This is a genomic window from Vibrio sp. CDRSL-10 TSBA (assembly GCA_039696685.1).
Taxonomy (GTDB): domain Bacteria; phylum Pseudomonadota; class Gammaproteobacteria; order Enterobacterales; family Vibrionaceae; genus Vibrio.
Map to the genome: position 1 here is coordinate 2,002,527 of CP155566.1, position 18,596 is coordinate 2,021,122.

Consider the following 18,596-nt stretch of genomic DNA (forward strand, 5'->3'; position numbering starts at 1 on the left):
CCGGCGGCGAATTGCGAGGTTAGCGACCGTCAGATTGGTTCGCACTTGGGCAAAGCGTCAATCTGTCGTATCCTGCCCGACACTGAATCACTCGCTGAACGCGCCGGTGGCATTTGCCCGCAAGTCACCGCTATCGTTAAAACAGCGATACATCCCGGAAACAAGTCACCGCACACGAGAAAAAATCATGACGGAACTTCCCCTAAGACTGGGCCTGACAATGTGGTCCCACCCTGCCTGGCAAAGCAGCTTTTACGGCCGGGGCACTCAGGCATCGGAACGACTGGATAAGTACAGCCGGGTATTTCATACCGTGGAAGGTAACACCACCTTCTATGCGTCCCCTTCTCCGGTGACGGTCAGTAACTGGAAAGCGGCCACGCATGATGATTTTCGCTTCACCTTTAAATTGCCTAAACAGATAACCCACCAGCAAATGTTGCAGGGCTGCCAGGACGAGTTAAAACACTTTATGACGCTGATGGAGCCGCTGCATGAACGCGTTGGCATGTGGACAATTCAGTTACCGGCCGCCTTCGGTCCGGCTCAGCTGGAGCAGTTGAAAAAGTTCTGCGGCTATTTTCCCAAACAATTTCCGCTCGGAGTTGAAGTGCGCCATCCCGGTTTTTTCGCTAAGGGAGAAGAAGAGCGCCAGCTCAATCAATGGCTGCTGGAACAAGGCATTGACCGCATCATTATGGACAGTCGCCCGGTGTTTGCAGCGGAACCGATCAATGAAGTCATCATTGATGCGCAGATGAAAAAGCCTAAAGTGCCGGTCCATGCCATTGCGACGGCCACCCACCCGATGATGCGCTTTATCGGCCATCCGGATCTTGATGCCAATCTCGCTTTTTTCCAGCCCTGGCTAAAAAAACTCCCGCAGTGGGTCGCCCAGGGTAAACAGCCGTATGTGATGATACATACGCCGGATAATAATCTGGCGCCGGAACTCGCGCTGTCGCTGTATCAGCAACTGCAGCAACAGCTGTCTTTGCCGGATCTCGCCACCTTTCCGGCCAGCCAGGGCGACAGTCAGATTTCAATGTTCTGATTGGCGGACTACTCTCATTTCGATAGTTTTTAATCGTTTGCGTCGTGTCTGCGTTGATTTTTTCAGCACTTTCTAAACAGATGAGACGGAATACGCTTTAGCAGCCCGGGTACTAATGACATAAGACTAAATTTTTCATAAAATACGCGCCTTTTATTGAGCCTGATGCTGTTGGTCAGGCTGACGCTAGCCGCCTTGAGGTCACCATGAGCAACAAAGACACTATATTCTCATCACCAATCGATAAGATTGGCGACTTTACCTTTGATGAACGTGTGGTTGAAGTCTTTCCGGACATGATTCAGCGCTCGGTTCCCGGCTATGCCAATATTATTTCTGCAATTGGTATGCTGGCGGAGCGTTTTGCTAAACCCCACAGCAACCTGTATGACCTGGGCTGCTCACTGGGCGCGGCTACCCTGTCGATGCGTCGTGGTATTAAACAAGAAGGCTGCAAAATCATCGGTGTCGATAACTCCGCGGCGATGGTTGAACGTTGCAAATTACACGTGAATGCTTATCGGTCAGATACGCCGGTTGAAATTATCGAAGCCGATATCCGTGATGTAACGATCGAAAATGCGTCGGTTGTGGTGCTTAATTTCACCCTGCAGTTTCTTTCTCCGCAAGATCGTTTTACGTTGCTGGAAAAAATATACGCCGGTCTGCGTCCTGGCGGTATTTTAATTCTGTCGGAGAAATATGTATTTGAAAATCAGGTGGCGAACGAATTATTAATTGATTTACACCATGATTTTAAACGTGCCAACGGATACAGCGAACTGGAAATCAGCCAGAAGCGCAGCGCAATTGAAAATGTCATGCGCCCTGACTCAGTAGAAATACACCGAGAGCGCTTTGCAAAGATCGGCTTCTCCAGTTATGAAGTCTGGTTCCAGTGTTTTAACTTCGGCTCGATGTTTGCGATTAAGTAACGTTTGCGATTAAGTAAGTTCGTACTCAGGCACGTTTTCAAACAGCTCATTTCCAAAGCAGCTTAGTTTGAGAGCATCTCTGTTGGTAAACAGAACAACTCGCGCCGAACCGATTGGCGCACAAATCAGTTTTAGGCAACGCGTTTCCCTGCCCTGACGGAATCAGTGATTGCATTAATTATTTAGGTCAGGGCAAAGATGTCGGAATTAGGAATCCCCTGCCATGTTTGACTTTGGTAATGTTTACTCGCTACTGGCTCAGGACACGCGTCTGCAACCCTGGCTCAAAATCCTGCCTCAGCAACTCGCTGACTGGCAAGACAAAAGTCACGGTGATATGGACCGCTGGTTACGTGCTTTAAAGAAGATCCCGGACTTCAAACCAGACAACATTGACCTGAAAGAGTCGGTAAGTGTAACCAACCAGGAGCCCCTGGCCCTGGGTGAACAGAAAAAGCTGGAAAGCTTATTAAAAATGTTTCACCCGTGGCGTAAAGGCCCATACCACCTGCACGGTATTCATATCGACACTGAATGGCGCTCAGACTGGAAATGGGATCGCCTGCTGCCACACATTACGCCTTTAAAAGGCCGCAGCGTGCTTGATGTGGGCTGTGGTAACGGCTATCACATGTGGCGTATGCTTGGTGAAGGAGCCCATCAGGTTATTGGTATCGACCCGTCAGAACTGTTTCTGGTGCAATTTGAGGCTGTGCGCAAGTTAATGGGAGGTGACCAGCGTACTCACCTGCTACCGCTGGGTATTGAACAACTGCCGGAGCTGGAAGCCTTTGATACGGTATTTAGTATGGGTGTTCTTTATCACCGCCGCTCACCGCTTGATCACCTGCTGCAACTGAAAAATCAGTTGGTTGCCGGTGGCGAACTGATCCTGGAAACTTTAGTGATTGAAGGTGATGAGAACGCGGTGCTGGTGCCATTTGACCGTTATGCGCAGATGCGTAACGTCTACTTCTTCCCTTCTGCGTTAGCACTTAAAGTGTGGCTGGAGAAGGTCGGCTTTGAAGACGTACGGATTGTCGATGAGAATATCACTTCACTGGGCGAACAACGCAGCACGGAATGGATGACGCACAATTCCCTGCCGGATTATATCGATCCGAATGACCCGTCAAAAACCGTGGAAGGATATCCGGCACCACGTCGCGCTATTCTGGTCGCAAAAAAACCCGCCTGATTCAGGCGACACTGCTGTCACTTAATGCTATTAATATTCCCTGAATCTGTTGAAGAAACAGGGATATTTGACACAGTTTTAACTCGCTATTCCTCAGATAGGAATAATCTAGCCAAGGATGCTTTGCTCATCCTTTGCTATAACTACATCAACTGATAATTGAAGAATAAGGTCGCAAATGTTTAAGCGAATTGCACCCGTCGTCGCACTGACAATGCTTTCTGGTTGTACACTATTGAAAGGCGATGAGTATCATCATGCTACGCTGGACGCGATTCAACAGTCCGAATCCACGTTATCTAATAAGATGACCAATCTGGAAACTGCATATCAGTAACCAGATGGATTACATCGATAGCCTTGAAAATCACGTCTCCACATTAACGACTCAAGTCAACGAGTTGCAAACCACTATTGAAGAACACAAAAAGCAAGCAGCCCGGGCGCCTGCACCTTCACCACAACCGACTGTCGTTCAGACCAAGCCTCGTCATGAAGTTGTGTTGGGTGAAATTGAAACCGTGACACTGGATGTTGTTAACAAATCATTTAATGCCCGCATTGATACCGGCGCCGCAACTTCATCACTCAACGCGGTTGATATTGAAGAGTTCGAACGCAATGGTAAAAATTGGGTACGCTTTCATTTAAGTGATGAGCAAGGTGCGAAAGATGACACCAACTGGATTGAAGCGCCAATCTTACGTTATGTGCGTATTCGCCAGTCAACAAGTGAGGATACCGAGCGTCGCGCAGTGGTTGAACTTTGGGTCAAACTCGGCGCTATTCATGAAAAAACTCAATTTACTCTGGCTGACCGTTCACAGATGAGCCATCCGATTCTTCTTGGCCGCGAATTTATTCGTGATATCGCCGTAGTGGATGTCAGTCGCAAACACATTCAGACAGGATCAAAATAAGAAATAAGGTCACTTATGACGTCAAGAATTCCGTTTTATCTATCGATTATTCTGTTGGTCGCAATCGGCATTACCTTAAGCGTGATTCGCCATCAGAGCTACGGTGTCCCTTGGACGCCAGGTGAGACTCGTCAGGTCTGGGATATTGAAGCCAGAATCGAGTTTGTCGCCCAGGGCAAAGAAGCCAAAGTTTCTCTGGCCGCACCACACACCCAGGACGGTTTTACCCTGGTGGGTGAAAACGCCTCTTCTCCAGGTTATGGCATATCCTACGTCACGACCGAAAGCGGTCGCCGTGCCGAATGGTCCATTCGCCATGCCACTGGTCCGCAAACTATTTACTACAAAACTCAATTCCTGGTTGATCCTCAATCACAAGCTAAACCTGTTCCGCCGACCGGCAAACCGGTTAAACCCACCTTTAATGGTCCGGAAGAGGCATCTGCAATTGCTCTGATCGAACGTGCGACTCAACGCTCCGCCGATCACATCACCTTTGCACGTGAACTGATCAAAACCCTCAATGACGCAGAAAGTCAGAATGCCTCCCTGCTGCTGAATAATATGAGCAAGGTAGACGCGGCAGAAAAACTGCTGTCGTATGCTCAGGTTCCGAATAAAGTGGTTGGCGTGATTGAGCTGGAAGACGGCCGTCGCCGTCAGACCATCCAGCACATGAATGAAGTATGGAATGGCAAAAAATGGGTGTTGTTTAATCCGGAAACCGGAACTCAGCCAAGCCATCCGAATCTGCTGGTGTGGGATGAATCCAACATTTCACTGCTGGACGTCATCGGCGGTCAGAACAGCCAGGTGCATTTCAGTATGATTGCCCAGGATATGACTCCGCAACAAGCTACCAGCAACAAAGTTCAGTCTGACGGCCTGCTCAACCTGTCGATTCACAGCCTGCCGCTGGAAGAACAGGCAATGTTCAAAACCATCATGCTAATCCCAATCGGCGCCCTGATTGTAGTCTTCCTGCGGGTGATTATCGGTCTGAAAACATCGGGGACCTTTATGCCTGTATTGATCGCGGTAGCGTTTGTGCAGACTCAGCTCACCACAGGTATTATCGGCTTCCTGCTGATCGTCGGCACGGGCCTTATCATACGAAGTTACCTGTCGAAGCTGAACCTGCTGCTCGTGGCGCGGATATCCGCGGTGATCATATCGGTTATTCTGATCATTTCGGTCTTTACCGTGGTGGCGTTTAAAGTCGGCCTGACCGAAGGTCTGAGCATTACGTTCTTCCCGATGATCATTTTGTCGTGGACCATCGAGCGTATGTCGATTCTTTGGGAAGAAGAAGGTGCGAAGGAAGTCATTCTGCAAGGTGGCGGCTCGCTGTTTACTGCGGTCTTGATCTACCTGGCCATGACGAACTCCTACGTGCAGCACCTGACCTTTAACTTCATCGGTCTGCAGTTGATTGTACTGGCTGCGATTCTGCTGTTTGGTACCTATACCGGTTACCGCATCACAGAACTGCGTCGCTTCAAACCACTGGCTGACGGAGATTAATATGCGGTTTTCTCTCTCTGACTACACCTCCCCTTTCAAGCTAAGTCGCAAGGGGATCATGGGTATGAACAAGCGTAACCACAGTTACATCGGTCGCTACAACGACCGTTCAAAGTACCCATTGGTGGATGATAAGCTCAAGACTAAACTGATCGCGCAGCAGGCTGGCTGTACCGTGCCGAAGCTGATTGGTGTCATTGCTAACCAGGCAGATGTGAAATACATTCACGACATGGTTAAAAAATGGCCAGGCTTTGTCATCAAGCCAGCACAAGGCAGCGGGGGGAAAGGGATTTTAGTCGTCACTTCTCACAAAGACGGGGTGTACACTAAACCTTCTGGCGCAACCATCGGTAAAGAAGATGTCGAACGTCATATCAGTAACGCGCTTGCAGGCCTGTTTTCTCTGGGCGGTAAAAATGACGTTGCTGTGGTTGAGAACCTGATTAAGTTCGATGACTGTTTTGACGGCTTCAGTTACGAAGGTGTGCCGGACGTGCGTATCATTGTCTTCAAAGGCTACCCGGTGATGGCAATGATGCGTCTTTCTACCTCAGCGTCAGACGGTAAAGCGAACCTGCACCAGGGGGCTGTCGGGGTCGGTATCGATATCGCGACCGGTAAAGCGGTGCGTGCCGTTCAGTTTAACCGTCCTGTCACCCACCATCCGGATACAGGTAAAGACCTGTTTACCCTTGAAGTGCCTCATTGGGAGCGACTTCTGACGCTTGCAGCCAGTGCCTGGGAGATGACCGGTCTGGGATACGTGGGGACGGATATGGTGCTGGATAAAGAAGAAGGCCCTATGGTACTAGAACTGAACGCTCGTCCGGGGCTTGCGATCCAAATTGCCAATGGTGCTGGCTTGTTACCACGCCTGCACCACATTGAAAATCTGGGCAGCGTGCTGATTCCACCTACCCCGGCCGAACGTGTCGCCTACTCCATGAAGAAGTTTGGTGTTAAAGGTGAAGCAGTCAGCTTTTAAAGGCGTTTTCTGACCCAAAACAGACATCGTCCTGATCTGAAAACGGAAGTCACCGCGACTTCCGTTTTTTTATCCGCTTATTTTGTTGCGAAGTTCCGGCTCACTCTTTCATCACTAAAATTTCATCACTAAGATGATGTTTAAGCGCTGAGCTCACTGTTACCCGCTAAGCTTGTATCGAATGGCTGACACTGCATTTAAAACGTGTAGAAGTCTAAAGCGCGGAAAAGTCGATCTCAGGCAACGATTCAAAACCAGGTTTAGCAAAGTAATAGCCCTGCATCAGCTCCACCCCGGCCGCTTTTAACCAGCGGTACTCTTCCTCACTTTCAATCCCTTCCGCTAATGCTCTGACCCCAAGCTCACGTAACATATTCAACGTGTGTGTAACGATAGTCTGACGCCCTGTATCAGTATCAATATTACGAATCAGCGCCATATCCAACTTGACGATATCCGTCTGAAAATCAGCCAGAAGATTGAGACCTGAATAACCGGCACCAAAATCATCAATCGCAGTTTTGAATCCCATCGCCTGGTAGTACTCAACAATGGCACGAATATGATTACTATCCTGTACTTTCTCACCTTCGGTGAACTCAAACAGGATATTTTGAATGGGAAACTGGTGGGTTTTGGCGGTATCTAGCGTGGTTCTAATGCAGCGCTGAGGATTGTAAATGGCATTAGGCAGGAAATTGATACTAAGCATGCAATCTATTTTCAGCTTAGCCGCTAAGGCAATCGCCTTGACACGACACAACTGATCAAACAGGTAGCGGTTGTCGTCATTAACCTGAGAAATAATCGAATACGCTGACTGATTCTCAAGCCCTCTGACCAAGGCTTCGTAGCCAAACACTGTTTTTGATGTGCAATCGATAATAGGTTGGAACGCCATCGTGAAATCAAATTCGAGCTTACTGTGCCCGGAACATTGTCTGCACAATGATTTGTCTCCGTGATTGAGACTGTCTTTCATAAAATAGCCTACGAGTATACCAGGCAGTCAGATTAGTCATATTTATACAGGAACGCAACCATCGCCGAATCATGCAGGACGAATAAAATCATTCGTCCTGACACAGAATGAATCATCGACTCTGGTCACAGATCAATAAAAAATATCATTTCAATTTTTTGTTAATTTTCTACTTAATGAATTGGCTTGTGCAGTATTTCCCCACAGAACTATCCGGATCAATATCTAGATTAATTACTCTATTTATTTTTATTAAGGTTATACTGGATCATTAACGACAGCAAAACTAAGAGCAGACTACAACTAAAATGATTAAATTGATATTTAAATTATCTGTTTTTATTACACTTTGTTAAGGAATAACTATAAAACTGTTGCCAATATAAAAACGGCCACCCCCTCCATAAAAACACCTATCTCAAAATTAGCCATATTATTGATATCAATAATTATTATCACGAAAATAATATTGATATTTTTATCATGATCTAAATCAAAACAATGTACGATATAATTTACTACTGATATTTAACTAATAAAAACTAGGCTATTCTGCATAAAGGCTTTTATTATCGATACAAGGAAGTTGGCATGTTTAATAACCTAAAATTAGGCAAGAAGATGGCGCTGAGCTTTGGTGCCTTGTTAACACTGCTTTCTGTCGTTCTGGCAATCAGCATTCTGGCATTAACTAAAACCGACCAGGGTTTGATGAGTTACGGTGATCTCGCCGATGACAGTAACCTGGCGGGAGAGCTACAGGCCAATATGCTGATGGTTCGTATGAATGTAAAAAACTACCTGATTGCTCAGGACGAGAAGAGTCTGCAGGACTATAAAAATTATCTGTCCAAAATGAACGATCTGTTACAGCAAGCTAAGGACGATATTCAGGAACCTTCTCGTGTACAGTTGATCCAGTCCATCTCCTCCTCGGTCATCACATACCAGAACGCATTTGATAACGTCACCCGCCTGATAGAACAACGCAATACTGCCCATGATCAGCGCCTGATCCCCAGCGGGGAAAAAATGCGCCGCCAAATAGACAACCTCATCCAGTCCGTGTACGACAATGGCAACACTGAAGCCGTGTATGACGCCAGTCAGGTACAAAAAGTCATGCTCACCGGTCGCCTCTACGTCGCCAAGTTCTTGCAAACCAATTCAAAGCAGGATTTTGATCAGGCCCTTACCAATATGGATGAGGCGATGAAGCAGGTATTGCCCAACCTTGAAAAGAATCTCTTCACGACACAACACCTCGCTATGCTGACTGAATTCAAACAGGCTCACAGTGATTATGTGGCTGCGATGCGCGATATTAACCGTATGATAACTCAGCGTAACGAACTGATAAACCAAGTTCTGGATATCGAGGGGCCGAATGTCGCCAGTCAAGTTGAGCAGGTGAAACTGTCGATTATCGGTGATCAAAACGCTCTTGGTGCAGAAGTAGAACGCAACACCGACAGCAGTATTCAGTTAACACTGATACTGTCCGTTGCAGCGGTTGTACTGGGAGTCGTAGCGGCTTACCTGCTCACTGTCAACATAACCAAACCGATTCAGGCCGCGGTCGGGGCCGCCAATCAACTTGCCCAAGGTGACCTCACTATACAGGTCGCAACAAATCGTACCGACGAGACCGGCACACTGCTTAACGCGATTCAAAACACTGCCAATCATCTGACCGAGATGATTTTAACCATTCACAGTGCCAGTGCGGAACTGGCTTCCGCGTCAGAGGAAACTGGCGGTGGTCACCGACCAAACCACACAAGGTATCATTCAGCAGGAAACGGAAACCGATATGGTCGCGACGGCGATGAATGAAATGGCAACGACAGTGCACGACGTTGCCTCCAACGCGGCTAAAGCGGCCGATGCTGCCAATGACGCCGATAAACAGGCAGAACAAGGCGCCAAAGTCGTCGCACAGACGGTCAGCTCCATCGGCTCCTTATCGGAGAGTGTGAACCTTTCTTCCGAAAAGTTACATATCGTGCAGCAGGATGTAGTTAATATCAGTTCAATTCTGGATGTCATTCGTGCTATCGCCGATCAAACTAACCTGCTGGCCCTCAACGCCGCGATTGAAGCGGCCCGCGCCGGTGAGCAAGGGCGCGGGTTTGCTGTCGTTGCCGACGAAGTACGTTCACTGGCCGCGCGCACCCAGGGGTCAACCTCTGAAATTCAGTCCATCATTGAGCAGTTACAGTCCGGTACTAAAAGCTCGGTTGAAGTGATGAATCAGGTCAAATCACTGGCGGATGATTGTGTCGATCAGGCAAGCAGAACCGGCGGAGTATTGCAATTGATCACCGATGCGGTTGGTGTGATTAATGACATGAACATGCAAATCGCGAGCGCTTCCGAGCAGCAAAGTACGGTGGCGGAAACCATCAATGAAAACGTGGTCAATGTGAAGCGTATTGCGCAGGAAAACGCCGTCGCTTCAAACCAGACCCGCAGCTCAAGTACCGAAATCGCCCGTTTGGCGGATCAGCTTAACGAACTTGTTACTCAGTTTAAACTCAGCGCGTAACTGAATCAGGCTCAAGACTCTAGCCTGCCGTAAACGACTACCGAATTTTTCGGCGGGCTTTGCTTTTTCTGTTAGAACCTAACTTCTCTGTTAGAACCTAACTTCTCTGTAGAGTTCGTCTATCGGTAAAACCTCGCCTCTCTCTTTAAACACCGCTTCTCGATTTAAACCTGATCTTATGGCCTCATTGTGAGCTAGGCTGACCACTCCCGGTTTCTGCAATACCACTCGATAGCCATCAACATCTTCGAATGTTTTACCAACCACATCCCAATAGGGATTATATGAAGTGACCAGGATAAAACCTGCCTCCAGCATCTGTTCACAGCACTGCTGCCACTCTGACTGTTCGGACAGATAAAATACCAGCAAATTATCCTGCGTCGGCGCTTTGCCCACCTGAGTACCCCGATGATGGGTGAACTCCAGATGATAGTTATGCTGCGGGTGGCCGATAATACTACCGTCAAAACCATTATGGTCGCTAAAACTGCCCAACCGCTCAAAACCAAGTCCCCGGATATACATATCGGTAATGACTTCCAGATTATCGGTCGGACGTGCAATCCTTAGCTTGGTATTTTTAGGAATCATAGCTTTCCTGATTGACTGTTACTTTGCTGATCGATTGTTGCTTTGCTTATCGATTGCTATTGGCTGCCGCCAGTTAAAAAACCATCACGTGATCGACCAAAAATCGGCCATCTTGCTGCACCAGAACCATCTCCGCTACATAGTCACCACTCACTTTGCTGAACTGCTGCTGCCATATCAGCGCGATTGAGTCTGGCCGACGCAGTAGCAGCATCGGTTTTCTGCTGGTGAAGAAGCCCTTATCTCTTTGATAAGTTTCACAGACGTGCTGCAAATAATCCGGCGTTACCAAGCTTCGCAAACGCGGAGTAAAATCACGGGTATGCTGGGCATGGTTGATCGCCGTCGACCCTTCCATCAGGTTATCCATCAGTTGATTGGCAATCTGCCAGATTTCTGCATCCTGCAACGTTGCAAAATTCATCGTAAGACCTTTAATTTTCATGGGGTAAGCGATAACTCATACTAACAGAATCCGGATCCTCAGCCGTAATCTGATAACCCAAACGCTGTAGTTCACCTTATCACACGCCTTAGCATAAGCGCATAATTGATTATAAAAATAGATACACCATTAAACAGATTGCAAAGGCTAAATACAGTGAACACTTAGCAAAAACGGGAGCAGTATGCTCCCGTTGTTTGTCGTGCAACTTTGCTAATCCGCCAGCGTTAAACGCTTGTCACACCATCAGAAGTTATGTTGCAGGCTGACGGTGACGTTGGCAGGATCACCGTAGCTGTAACAGGTGGTGCAGATCCCGGCATAGTATTTTTTATCAAACACATTGTTGATATTGACCTGAACCTGAGTCTGGCGGGTAATGTCGTAGCGCCCCATCAGGTCAACCAAAGCATAGTCACTCTGCTCGGTGCGATAGCCGCTGCTGTCTTCAGCAAAAATCCGGCTTTGCCATTTCACGCCACCACCCAAGGTCAGCTCTGGTAGCGCTGAGGTAAAGTTATAGGTCGTAAACAGCTTGAACTGCTTACGCGGGCGAGTTGTGCTGACAGGCTGATCATCTTTGTCCTTAGCGGTATATTGCGAGTAGCCCGCGCTCAGATTCCAGCCTTCTGTCACCTGACCGTTCGCCTCAAGCTCAAAGCCGTTACTGGTCACCCCATCAACTTCACGGTAAATCGTTTCACCTTTGCTGTTCAGCGTGCCGGTTGATTCAGCTAAGTTATCCTGCTCAATACGAAATACAGAGATGGCAGTATGAATCTGGTCATCGGCAAAACTGCTTTTCAGCCCTACTTCGTAGTTTGTGCCGGTCAGCGGATCAATAAAGTCGCCGCTGGCGTCTTTGTTAAATTGTGGCTGGAAGATTTCGGCATAACTTACGTAGGCACGATGTTGCGCCGTGATATCGTACAGTAATCCGGTGTATGGCGTAATCACACCATTATCACCGTAGTCAACGTCACTGGTTGCCGAGGCGGTCGAATACAGACCATCACGATTCCAGTTAGACACGCGGCTGCCGACAATCCATTTCAGGTTATCAGTGACATCGAAGCGGGTTGCGGCGTAGAAGCCCAGTTTCTTCAGTGGTGTAATCCGAGTCCAGTGAGCGCTCCGGCCAGCCTGATACTGATACGTTGCCTTGATAATCCAGTAAGCTCTGGTTGAACGTTTGTCCGCTCTCAGCCGGATATCCGTAATAAATCTTGCGGGTCTGATGGCTGAACAGTACGCCAGCAACAAAATCGTGCTGACGACCGAATAAGCCAAAGTCACCATTCAGTTGTGTACCGATACTGTCGATGGTGGCTTTTGAATCCCCGTTGATAATCCACTGACCCAGTGAAGCACCACCATCGGCCTTATCTATCTGACCACCGATATAGAACAGTTTGTCATCATTGGTATATTCATTGTGGCTGTAATCGGTCTTTAGACGCCAGCCGTTAGCAAAATAATGCTCGAGATTAACGAAATAGTATTTAGCATCGGTGTCGTAATAGCTCCAGTTGGTCGCTGTCGACATGGAGCGTGACCAGTTAATCTTTTCACCGTCAGTGTAATGTGACGGCAACGAGCCCCAGGTTGCACCGTCAGCATTATTATTTTGCAGACCGGCCCCGACTCTCAGCAGCGTGTTGTCAGTGATATCAGCATCGACCACACCATACAGTACCGAGGTCTCTTTGGTGTAACGATCCATAAACGAACCGTGTTTATCGTATTTCGCCACGATTCGACCGCGCACAGAGCCGCTGTCGTTGAGCGCTCCCGATAAGTCAGTCGTGACTTCACGTCTGTCCCAGCTCCCCGCCTTAACATTGACATAACCACGGAATTCTTTGCTGTCGGCGTGTTTACGTACGAAGTTGATCGCAGCTGCCGGGTTCCCCGAACCTGTCATCAGTCCGGTTGCTCCGCGCACGATCTCCACCCGGTCATAAATCGACAAATCGATCAGGGTCTCCCCGAGCGCGCCGCCAAGATCGCCCAAAGATTGCGGTACACTATCGACCTGATAGCTGCCGACCACAAAGCCGCGCGAGACAAAAGTATTACGCTCAGTATCAGCAGGATCAACCGATAAACCCACCGCGGTATTAACCACGTCTTTAACGTTAGATAGCCCCTGGTCTTTGATACGTTGTTCGGTAATAACACTCACCGACTGCGGTGTTTCCATATCGGACAAATCCATTCCCGTCGCACTGGAGACTTGTTCAGTCGCGGTATAACGCCCGGTGACCACCAGGGTATCCATCGCTGACTCAGTTTGCTGAGAAGACTGGGAAGGTTGAGATAGTTGAGATAATTGAGATGCGCTCTCTTCCTGGGCCAAGAGAGAAGGAGAGTAGATTGCCGCCGCTGCAAATTGCATGGCTACCACTGATGCAATCGTTGTTTTTTTCATAGTGTTACGCTGTTGTATTCATCAAATGCAAATGATAGTAGGTATCATTTGCATTTATTTCAACACCATGAACGAAGATTAATTGACAAGTTCAATTTTTGCTTCGTTAATGTGACAAATGTCTCACATCATCGGTCACTTTGCTGCTTTTTTTCTACCTGCTGATCTTTGATGATCGCCAAAAGTGATGGCAGGAAACTACGATCCTGATACGACTCGCTTTTCCATACCTTTGACAACATCAGTGCTTTAGGGCAATGGAAAAACAGCGCTTCTACCGCCACTTTAACCACCAACTTAGGCGTGCTCTTCCCGTCCAGACATTGCTGACGCAACTCTTCATCAATGTGCAGTGACGCCGTTCCTTTGATGCGGACAATCTCTTCCACCCCCGGAACCATGCACAGCAGTCCGACTTTTGGATTGGCAAGCAAGTTACTCAGAGTATCCAGGCGGTTGTTGCCCGGGCTGTCCGGAAACGCAATGGTGTGATCATCCAGCACCTTGATAAAACCCGCAGCACCACCACGCGGCGATAGATCGAGAAATCCCTCTTTACCCTCGGTAGCCAGAAACATCAGCGTACTATGCTGCAGAAAAGTGCGGCTGTGCTGGTCAATATGGTGAACATCTTTTTCCACAACCAGTGGGGCCGGCATTGGATAGAGCTCGCGAAGTTGCTCCAGTGTCGTAATCTGAGTCATTGTTATTATTTATCCCTACACGTCAAAGAATGATGCATTTGAAAATGCGACTTACTTTTAATTGTTAATAATTTACATTACCATATTTATCACCGGATGACACTGAGCCAAAGGTAATGGCTGCTAATAAATCATGTTCACATTAAAAGACGTCAGCTATCAGATAGATAACACTGTAATTTTACACCCGACCAATCTCACCTTACCGCCAGGCAAGGTGACGGCACTGCTTGGTCATAATGGCTGTGGTAAATCCACCTTAATGAAACTACTCAGCCGCCAATACCATGCCAACCTGGGTAGTATCCATATCGAAGGTCAGCCACTGCAAGGTTTCGAACATAAGTCATTTGCACGTAAAGTCTCCTATTTGCCACAACATCCCCCGCTTACCGATGGAGTGACTGTGCGTGAGCTGGTCAGTTTTGGCCGTTACCCATGGAAAGGCGCTTTTGGCCAGCTCAACAGCGAGGATCATCAGGCGATTGAAGAAGCGATTGAGCATACCGGCCTGACTGCTTATGCCGACCGTTTTGTGGCTACCCTATCCGGCGGTGAGCGGCAGCGAGCCTGGGTCGCTATGCTGCTTGCCCAGCAAAGCGAATGCCTGTTGCTGGACGAGCCGACCTCCGCTCTGGATGTTCATCATCAGTACGAACTGCTGGAGATGATCCGCGAGCTAAACCAGCGCCTTAATCTGACCGTCGTGATCGTATTGCACGACATCAATATGGCCGCGCGCTTTAGCGATCACATCGTCGCGCTCAAATCCGGTCAGGTGATCGCTCAGGGCAACCCTGAACAGATCATGCAGACAGACGTTCTCAAATCCATCTACGGTATGGATCTCGCACTATTTCGTAATCCGGCTAACGGCCAGTTGATCAGCTATATTCCATAGGACGCCCCATGAAAAGAATGCTTTTGACTCTGTTTTTTGTATACACCAGCTGGGCTGTCGCAGCACCGGAGACTGGCCACTCCCTCTCTGACCTGCACCTCGACCATACCCCTGCCCGCGTGGCAACGCTTGACTGGGGATTGAGTGAAGCGGTGCTGAGTCTCGGGGTCACACCCGTTGCCGCATCAGACACACAAAACTACAACCAGTGGGTCAGCAAGCCGGCATTGCCCGACAGCGTCGCCGATCTTGGCTCACGCACCGAACCCAACATTGAGCTACTGACAAAACTCAAGCCGGACCTGATCCTGATCAGCTCTTATCTGTTACCGGCTTATGAGGCTCTCAGCCGCATCGCGCCAGTCGCTGTGGTCGATATTTATAATGACAGCCAGACCCCGCTGGCTAACGCAGAAAAGCTGACACGCGACCTTGGGCAACTTCTTGGCCGTGAACAGCAGGCCGATGAGCTGATTAAGCAAACCCGTCAGCATCTGCAAGACAATGGCGCTAAACTGCGCCAGGCCGGAGCCGACGATCGTAACCTGATGTTTATCCGCTTCGTGAACAAGCAAACGCTGCGTATTCACGGCAAAGGTTCACTGATCAACGACACCATCACTGAGATGGGTTTGCATAATGAATGGCAACAGGCCACCAACAGCTGGGGATTCGCCACCACCGAAATCAGCAAAATCGCAGAGCATCAGGATACGCGTGTACTGATTTTTGGCCCGCTGCGTCCGGAAGATCGCGAAGCCCTGACCCAGTCTCCGTTATGGCAGGCGATGGCATTTACCCGTAACAAGCAGGTGTATGAACTGCCGGCAATCTGGTCGTTCGGCAGCCTGATAGCCGCGCGCCGGCTGAGTGATAACATTACCCGCCTTCTGACCGAGCAGCCATGAGTGACTTAACTGTTTCTGCCCCTCAACACACTCAGCCATCCCGCTCCTGGCGGGTGTGGCTGGGGTTTGGCTCGGCCCTGTTGCTGCTGGCCGTGCTTATCGAACTGACCGTCCCCTTTGGTGGCGCCAAGCTGCTGTTGGAAACACTGTTTTATTATGACAGCGCCAATTATCAGCATATTGTGGTCGGCCTGACTTACCTGCCCCGCCTCACCGTCGCTCTGCTGTGCGGGTTTGCACTCTCGGTCGCCGGGTGCGTGATGCAGTTTGTGCTGCGAAATCCGATAGCGGCGCCAACGACCTTAGGCGTAGCCTCCGGTGCCCAGTTCGGTCTGATTGCCAGCATGTTGCTGGTACCCGGTTTAGCCATGCTGCCGGCGGTGACGTTTGCGTTTATCGGCGGAGTCTTTTCAACCGTGCTGGTGTTCTGGTTATCGGCGCGCAAAGGCTTTGCAGCAGTGCAGATGGTCTTGTCCGGTATGGTTGTCAGCCTGTTTCTCGGCTCAGTAAATACCATGCTGATGCTGCTCAATGAAAAGCAACTGACGAATATTTTCGTGTGGGGTACCGGCTCTCTCAATCAGAATGGCTGGGATGGCGTCTGGCATCTGGCCCCTGTGATTGCTGCCACCACTGCGCTGTTATTACTGGTACAGCGCCCGCTCAGTTCACTGGCACTCGGTGATACCGTTGCAGACTCAATCGGCGTCAATGTAAAACGCTATAAGATCATCAGTTTAGGGCTGGCTATCTTACTGACAGCCGTGGTGGTCAGTGAAGTGGGCCTGATTGGCTTTGTCGGTATCGTCACGCCCAATATTGTGCGCCTGCTCAAAGTGCGGGCTTTGAGTGCGCGTATCCTTTGGTCAGGCTTATTGGGATCCATAATGTTGCTGCTCTCTGACCTGCTGATTCAAGCCATCCCAAAAGAAGTGACCAGCCAGTTACTGCCTACCGGTGCCATGACCGCATTAATCGGGGCGCCCTTTTTCCTCTGGCTGCTGACCAGAAATATCTGGCCGTCGCAACACGCCCAGACCTCAGAAGCAGTGGTGCATTACAAACACACCTCATTCGCGCGCCAGTTGTTATGGCTCGGTAGCGGTTTAGTCTTGGTGATGGTGGTTGCGGCGACGCTCGGTCATCAGCACAGCGGCTGGTTTTTCTCCGTGAGCCCTGATGTACTGGCTCTGCGTGCGCCACGACTGTTGAGCGCTCTGCTGGCCGGAATTGGGCTGGCTGTCGCCGGTACACTGATTCAGCGTATGACCACTAACCCGATGGCCAGCCCGGAAGTACTGGGGATCAGTTCAGGCGCATCTTTAGCCATGGTTTTGTGTGTGATGTTTGGTATCAAGCTTGGCCGGGACGGCCAGATACTCGTCGGCACACTCGGCGCACTGGCGGTCGCGGCGGTCATATGGGCCACCAGCCGCAAACAACATTTCGCACCAATGACGGTGATACTGACCGGTATCGCACTCAGTGCCGCACTGGATGCTCTGCTGCGTATTACTTTGTCCAGCAGCAGCGAAGACGCGCAGTCACTGTTGACCTGGTTATCAGGCTCGACCTATCTGACTTCATGGCGTGACGTGGTGATGCTGGTGTGCGGTATTACCCCGCTGCTTATGCTGGCTTTGAAAACCTCGCGCCACGTCAATGTCGTCAGCCTGGGCCAGGTGTCAGCCAGCAGTCTTGGTATGCACGTCGGCCGGGTCCGGCAAGGCATTCTGCTTATGGTCGCGGCATTGACCACCTTATGTACCATAGTAATCGGACCGCTGACCTTTATCGGCCTGCTGGCACCGCACATGGCAAGAGCCATGGGGCGCTACGATGCCCGTTCGCAGTTAATCAGCGCCTGTCTGATTGGCGCCATCGTGATGACCCTGTCAGACTGGGTCGGACGTATGGTCTGGTTCCCGTGGCAATTCCCGGCCGGATTAATCTCCTCCATGCTGGGCGGAATTTACTTCCTCTACCTGATGCGGAAGAACTGATTGATAAGCAAAAAAAGAGTGATGGGTCATCTCATCACTCTTTTTCTTTACACTTCAGGCGTTATAAGCTTCAAGGCTATAACTCGTCAGCCGTGCCTCTTTCATCCGTAACTAAAAACGCGATATCGATAACCCCGTTTTCATCCAGAGTAAAACGAACACTGTCTCGTTCGATGCCTGACTCGTCTTTGCCGGCACAGCCGTTAAACAGCTGCCAGTCGTAGCGATAGCGCAGCCGGTACTGATTATCGCTGATATGCTCAACACTCAGCACTTCAATCCCGTTGACATTGTGAGCCATCAGATCGATATGGGTTAAATCCGGAATTAAACGCGTTTCAAACTCCGTCTTATGAGCATCCAGAAAAGCCGCTAACTGCTGACACAAATCTTCATCATGTTCCGGGCTGGCTTTAAATATCAATTGCATCGTTTACCTCCGTATCAATCCACTATGATAC

At 49.4% G+C, this 18,596-nt stretch carries 17 protein-coding genes and 1 pseudogene; 11 read left to right on the plus strand and 7 right to left on the minus strand.

Annotation, left to right across the window (positions count from 1 at the left end; all coding sequences use genetic code 11):
- Positions 1-187: 187 nt before the first annotated feature.
- From ABDK09_16820 to ABDK09_16845, 6 genes and pseudogenes are all read left to right on the plus strand, one after another.
- Positions 188-1,054: a DUF72 domain-containing protein gene (locus ABDK09_16820; GenBank protein XAW88703.1), complete on the plus strand. Its 867-nt coding sequence runs from the start codon at positions 188-190 to the stop codon at positions 1,052-1,054.
- Positions 1,055-1,260: 206 nt separating this feature from the next.
- On the plus strand, positions 1,261-1,989 hold the full coding sequence (gene cmoA, locus ABDK09_16825; GenBank protein XAW88704.1) for a carboxy-S-adenosyl-L-methionine synthase CmoA: 729 nt from the start codon (positions 1,261-1,263) through the stop codon (positions 1,987-1,989).
- A gap of 223 nt (positions 1,990-2,212) precedes the next feature.
- A complete protein-coding gene (gene cmoB / locus ABDK09_16830; GenBank protein XAW88705.1) occupies positions 2,213-3,187 on the plus strand; it encodes a tRNA 5-methoxyuridine(34)/uridine 5-oxyacetic acid(34) synthase CmoB in 975 nt (324 codons plus the stop codon).
- 178 nt (positions 3,188-3,365) lie between these two features.
- Positions 3,366-4,107 (plus strand): annotated as a pseudogene (locus ABDK09_16835) (ATP-dependent zinc protease).
- Positions 4,108-4,122: 15 nt separating this feature from the next.
- Complete coding sequence (locus tag ABDK09_16840; GenBank protein XAW88706.1) at positions 4,123-5,631, plus strand: inactive transglutaminase family protein; 1,509 nt, start codon at positions 4,123-4,125, stop codon at positions 5,629-5,631.
- A complete protein-coding gene (locus ABDK09_16845; protein XAW90769.1) occupies positions 5,627-6,619 on the plus strand; it encodes an alpha-L-glutamate ligase-like protein in 993 nt (330 codons plus the stop codon). Before ABDK09_16840 ends, ABDK09_16845 begins: the two co-directional genes overlap by 5 nt.
- Positions 6,620-6,833: 214 nt before the next feature.
- Here the strand turns inward: ABDK09_16845 and ABDK09_16850 are convergent, their stop codons facing one another.
- Positions 6,834-7,520 (minus strand): EAL domain-containing protein, encoded by a 687-nt coding sequence (locus ABDK09_16850; GenBank protein ID XAW88707.1) that lies wholly within the window; start codon positions 7,518-7,520, stop codon positions 6,834-6,836.
- Between the two features lie 672 nt (positions 7,521-8,192).
- On the opposite strand from ABDK09_16850, the gene ABDK09_16855 reads away from it, so the two are divergent.
- Positions 8,193-9,437 carry a methyl-accepting chemotaxis protein gene (locus tag ABDK09_16855; protein XAW88708.1) on the plus strand — a complete coding sequence of 415 codons (1,245 nt, stop codon included), beginning with the start codon at positions 8,193-8,195 and terminating at the stop codon, positions 9,435-9,437.
- Positions 9,361-10,149 (plus strand): methyl-accepting chemotaxis protein, encoded by a 789-nt coding sequence (locus ABDK09_16860; GenBank protein ID XAW88709.1) that lies wholly within the window; start codon positions 9,361-9,363, stop codon positions 10,147-10,149. Before ABDK09_16855 ends, ABDK09_16860 begins: the two co-directional genes overlap by 77 nt.
- A 90-nt stretch (positions 10,150-10,239) precedes the next feature.
- Here ABDK09_16860 and ABDK09_16865 read toward each other — a convergent pair whose 3' ends face one another.
- The 5 genes from ABDK09_16865 to ABDK09_16885 all read right to left on the minus strand — a co-directional run bounded on the left by ABDK09_16865 (position 10,240) and on the right by ABDK09_16885 (position 14,323).
- Complete coding sequence (locus ABDK09_16865; protein ID XAW88710.1) at positions 10,240-10,743, minus strand: VOC family protein; 504 nt, start codon at positions 10,741-10,743, stop codon at positions 10,240-10,242.
- A 73-nt stretch (positions 10,744-10,816) separates the two neighbouring features.
- Positions 10,817-11,167 carry a hypothetical protein gene (locus ABDK09_16870; protein XAW88711.1) on the minus strand — a complete coding sequence of 117 codons (351 nt, stop codon included), beginning with the start codon at positions 11,165-11,167 and terminating at the stop codon, positions 10,817-10,819.
- A gap of 267 nt (positions 11,168-11,434) precedes the next feature.
- Positions 11,435-12,358 (minus strand): TonB-dependent receptor, encoded by a 924-nt coding sequence (locus tag ABDK09_16875; GenBank protein XAW90770.1) that lies wholly within the window; start codon positions 12,356-12,358, stop codon positions 11,435-11,437.
- Positions 12,249-13,619 (minus strand): TonB-dependent receptor plug domain-containing protein, encoded by a 1,371-nt coding sequence (locus ABDK09_16880; protein XAW88712.1) that lies wholly within the window; start codon positions 13,617-13,619, stop codon positions 12,249-12,251. Before ABDK09_16880 ends, ABDK09_16875 begins: the two co-directional genes overlap by 110 nt.
- A gap of 128 nt (positions 13,620-13,747) precedes the next feature.
- Complete coding sequence (locus tag ABDK09_16885; GenBank protein ID XAW88713.1) at positions 13,748-14,323, minus strand: MSMEG_1061 family FMN-dependent PPOX-type flavoprotein; 576 nt, start codon at positions 14,321-14,323, stop codon at positions 13,748-13,750.
- 133 nt (positions 14,324-14,456) lie between these two features.
- Between ABDK09_16885 and ABDK09_16890 the strand changes: the two genes are divergently transcribed.
- Genes ABDK09_16890 through fhuB form a run of 3 tightly spaced genes read left to right on the plus strand, consistent with a single transcriptional unit; the run spans position 14,457 to position 18,135 of the window.
- Positions 14,457-15,224, plus strand: coding sequence for an ATP-binding cassette domain-containing protein (locus ABDK09_16890; protein XAW88714.1), 768 nt, complete (start codon positions 14,457-14,459; stop codon positions 15,222-15,224).
- A gap of 8 nt (positions 15,225-15,232) precedes the next feature.
- Positions 15,233-16,132, plus strand: a complete 900-nt coding sequence (locus ABDK09_16895; GenBank protein XAW88715.1) for an iron-siderophore ABC transporter substrate-binding protein — start codon at positions 15,233-15,235, stop codon at positions 16,130-16,132.
- Positions 16,129-18,135, plus strand: coding sequence for a Fe(3+)-hydroxamate ABC transporter permease FhuB (gene fhuB, locus ABDK09_16900; GenBank protein XAW88716.1), 2,007 nt, complete (start codon positions 16,129-16,131; stop codon positions 18,133-18,135). The genes ABDK09_16895 and fhuB overlap by 4 nt, the downstream gene beginning before the upstream one ends.
- Before the next feature lie 76 nt (positions 18,136-18,211).
- Here fhuB and ABDK09_16905 read toward each other — a convergent pair whose 3' ends face one another.
- On the minus strand, positions 18,212-18,565 hold the full coding sequence (locus ABDK09_16905; GenBank protein ID XAW88717.1) for a hypothetical protein: 354 nt from the start codon (positions 18,563-18,565) through the stop codon (positions 18,212-18,214).
- Positions 18,566-18,596: the final 31 nt, after the last annotated feature.

Coding starts and splice junctions, on each gene's coding strand:
- ABDK09_16855 (XAW88708.1), top strand. CDS start 8,193: ATGTTTAATAACCTAAAATTAGGCAAGAAGATGGCGCTGAGCTTTGGT.
- ABDK09_16850 (XAW88707.1), bottom strand. CDS start 7,520: ATGGCGTTCCAACCTATTATCGATTGCACATCAAAAACAGTGTTTGGC.
- cmoA (XAW88704.1), top strand. CDS start 1,261: ATGAGCAACAAAGACACTATATTCTCATCACCAATCGATAAGATTGGC.
- ABDK09_16905 (XAW88717.1), bottom strand. CDS start 18,565: ATGCAATTGATATTTAAAGCCAGCCCGGAACATGATGAAGATTTGTGT.
- fhuB (XAW88716.1), top strand. CDS start 16,129: ATGAGTGACTTAACTGTTTCTGCCCCTCAACACACTCAGCCATCCCGC.
- ABDK09_16870 (XAW88711.1), bottom strand. CDS start 11,167: ATGAATTTTGCAACGTTGCAGGATGCAGAAATCTGGCAGATTGCCAAT.
- cmoB (XAW88705.1), top strand. CDS start 2,213: ATGTTTGACTTTGGTAATGTTTACTCGCTACTGGCTCAGGACACGCGT.
- ABDK09_16820 (XAW88703.1), top strand. CDS start 188: ATGACGGAACTTCCCCTAAGACTGGGCCTGACAATGTGGTCCCACCCT.
- ABDK09_16895 (XAW88715.1), top strand. CDS start 15,233: ATGAAAAGAATGCTTTTGACTCTGTTTTTTGTATACACCAGCTGGGCT.
- ABDK09_16865 (XAW88710.1), bottom strand. CDS start 10,743: ATGATTCCTAAAAATACCAAGCTAAGGATTGCACGTCCGACCGATAAT.
- ABDK09_16880 (XAW88712.1), bottom strand. CDS start 13,619: ATGAAAAAAACAACGATTGCATCAGTGGTAGCCATGCAATTTGCAGCG.
- ABDK09_16890 (XAW88714.1), top strand. CDS start 14,457: ATGTTCACATTAAAAGACGTCAGCTATCAGATAGATAACACTGTAATT.
- ABDK09_16840 (XAW88706.1), top strand. CDS start 4,123: ATGACGTCAAGAATTCCGTTTTATCTATCGATTATTCTGTTGGTCGCA.
- ABDK09_16885 (XAW88713.1), bottom strand. CDS start 14,323: ATGACTCAGATTACGACACTGGAGCAACTTCGCGAGCTCTATCCAATG.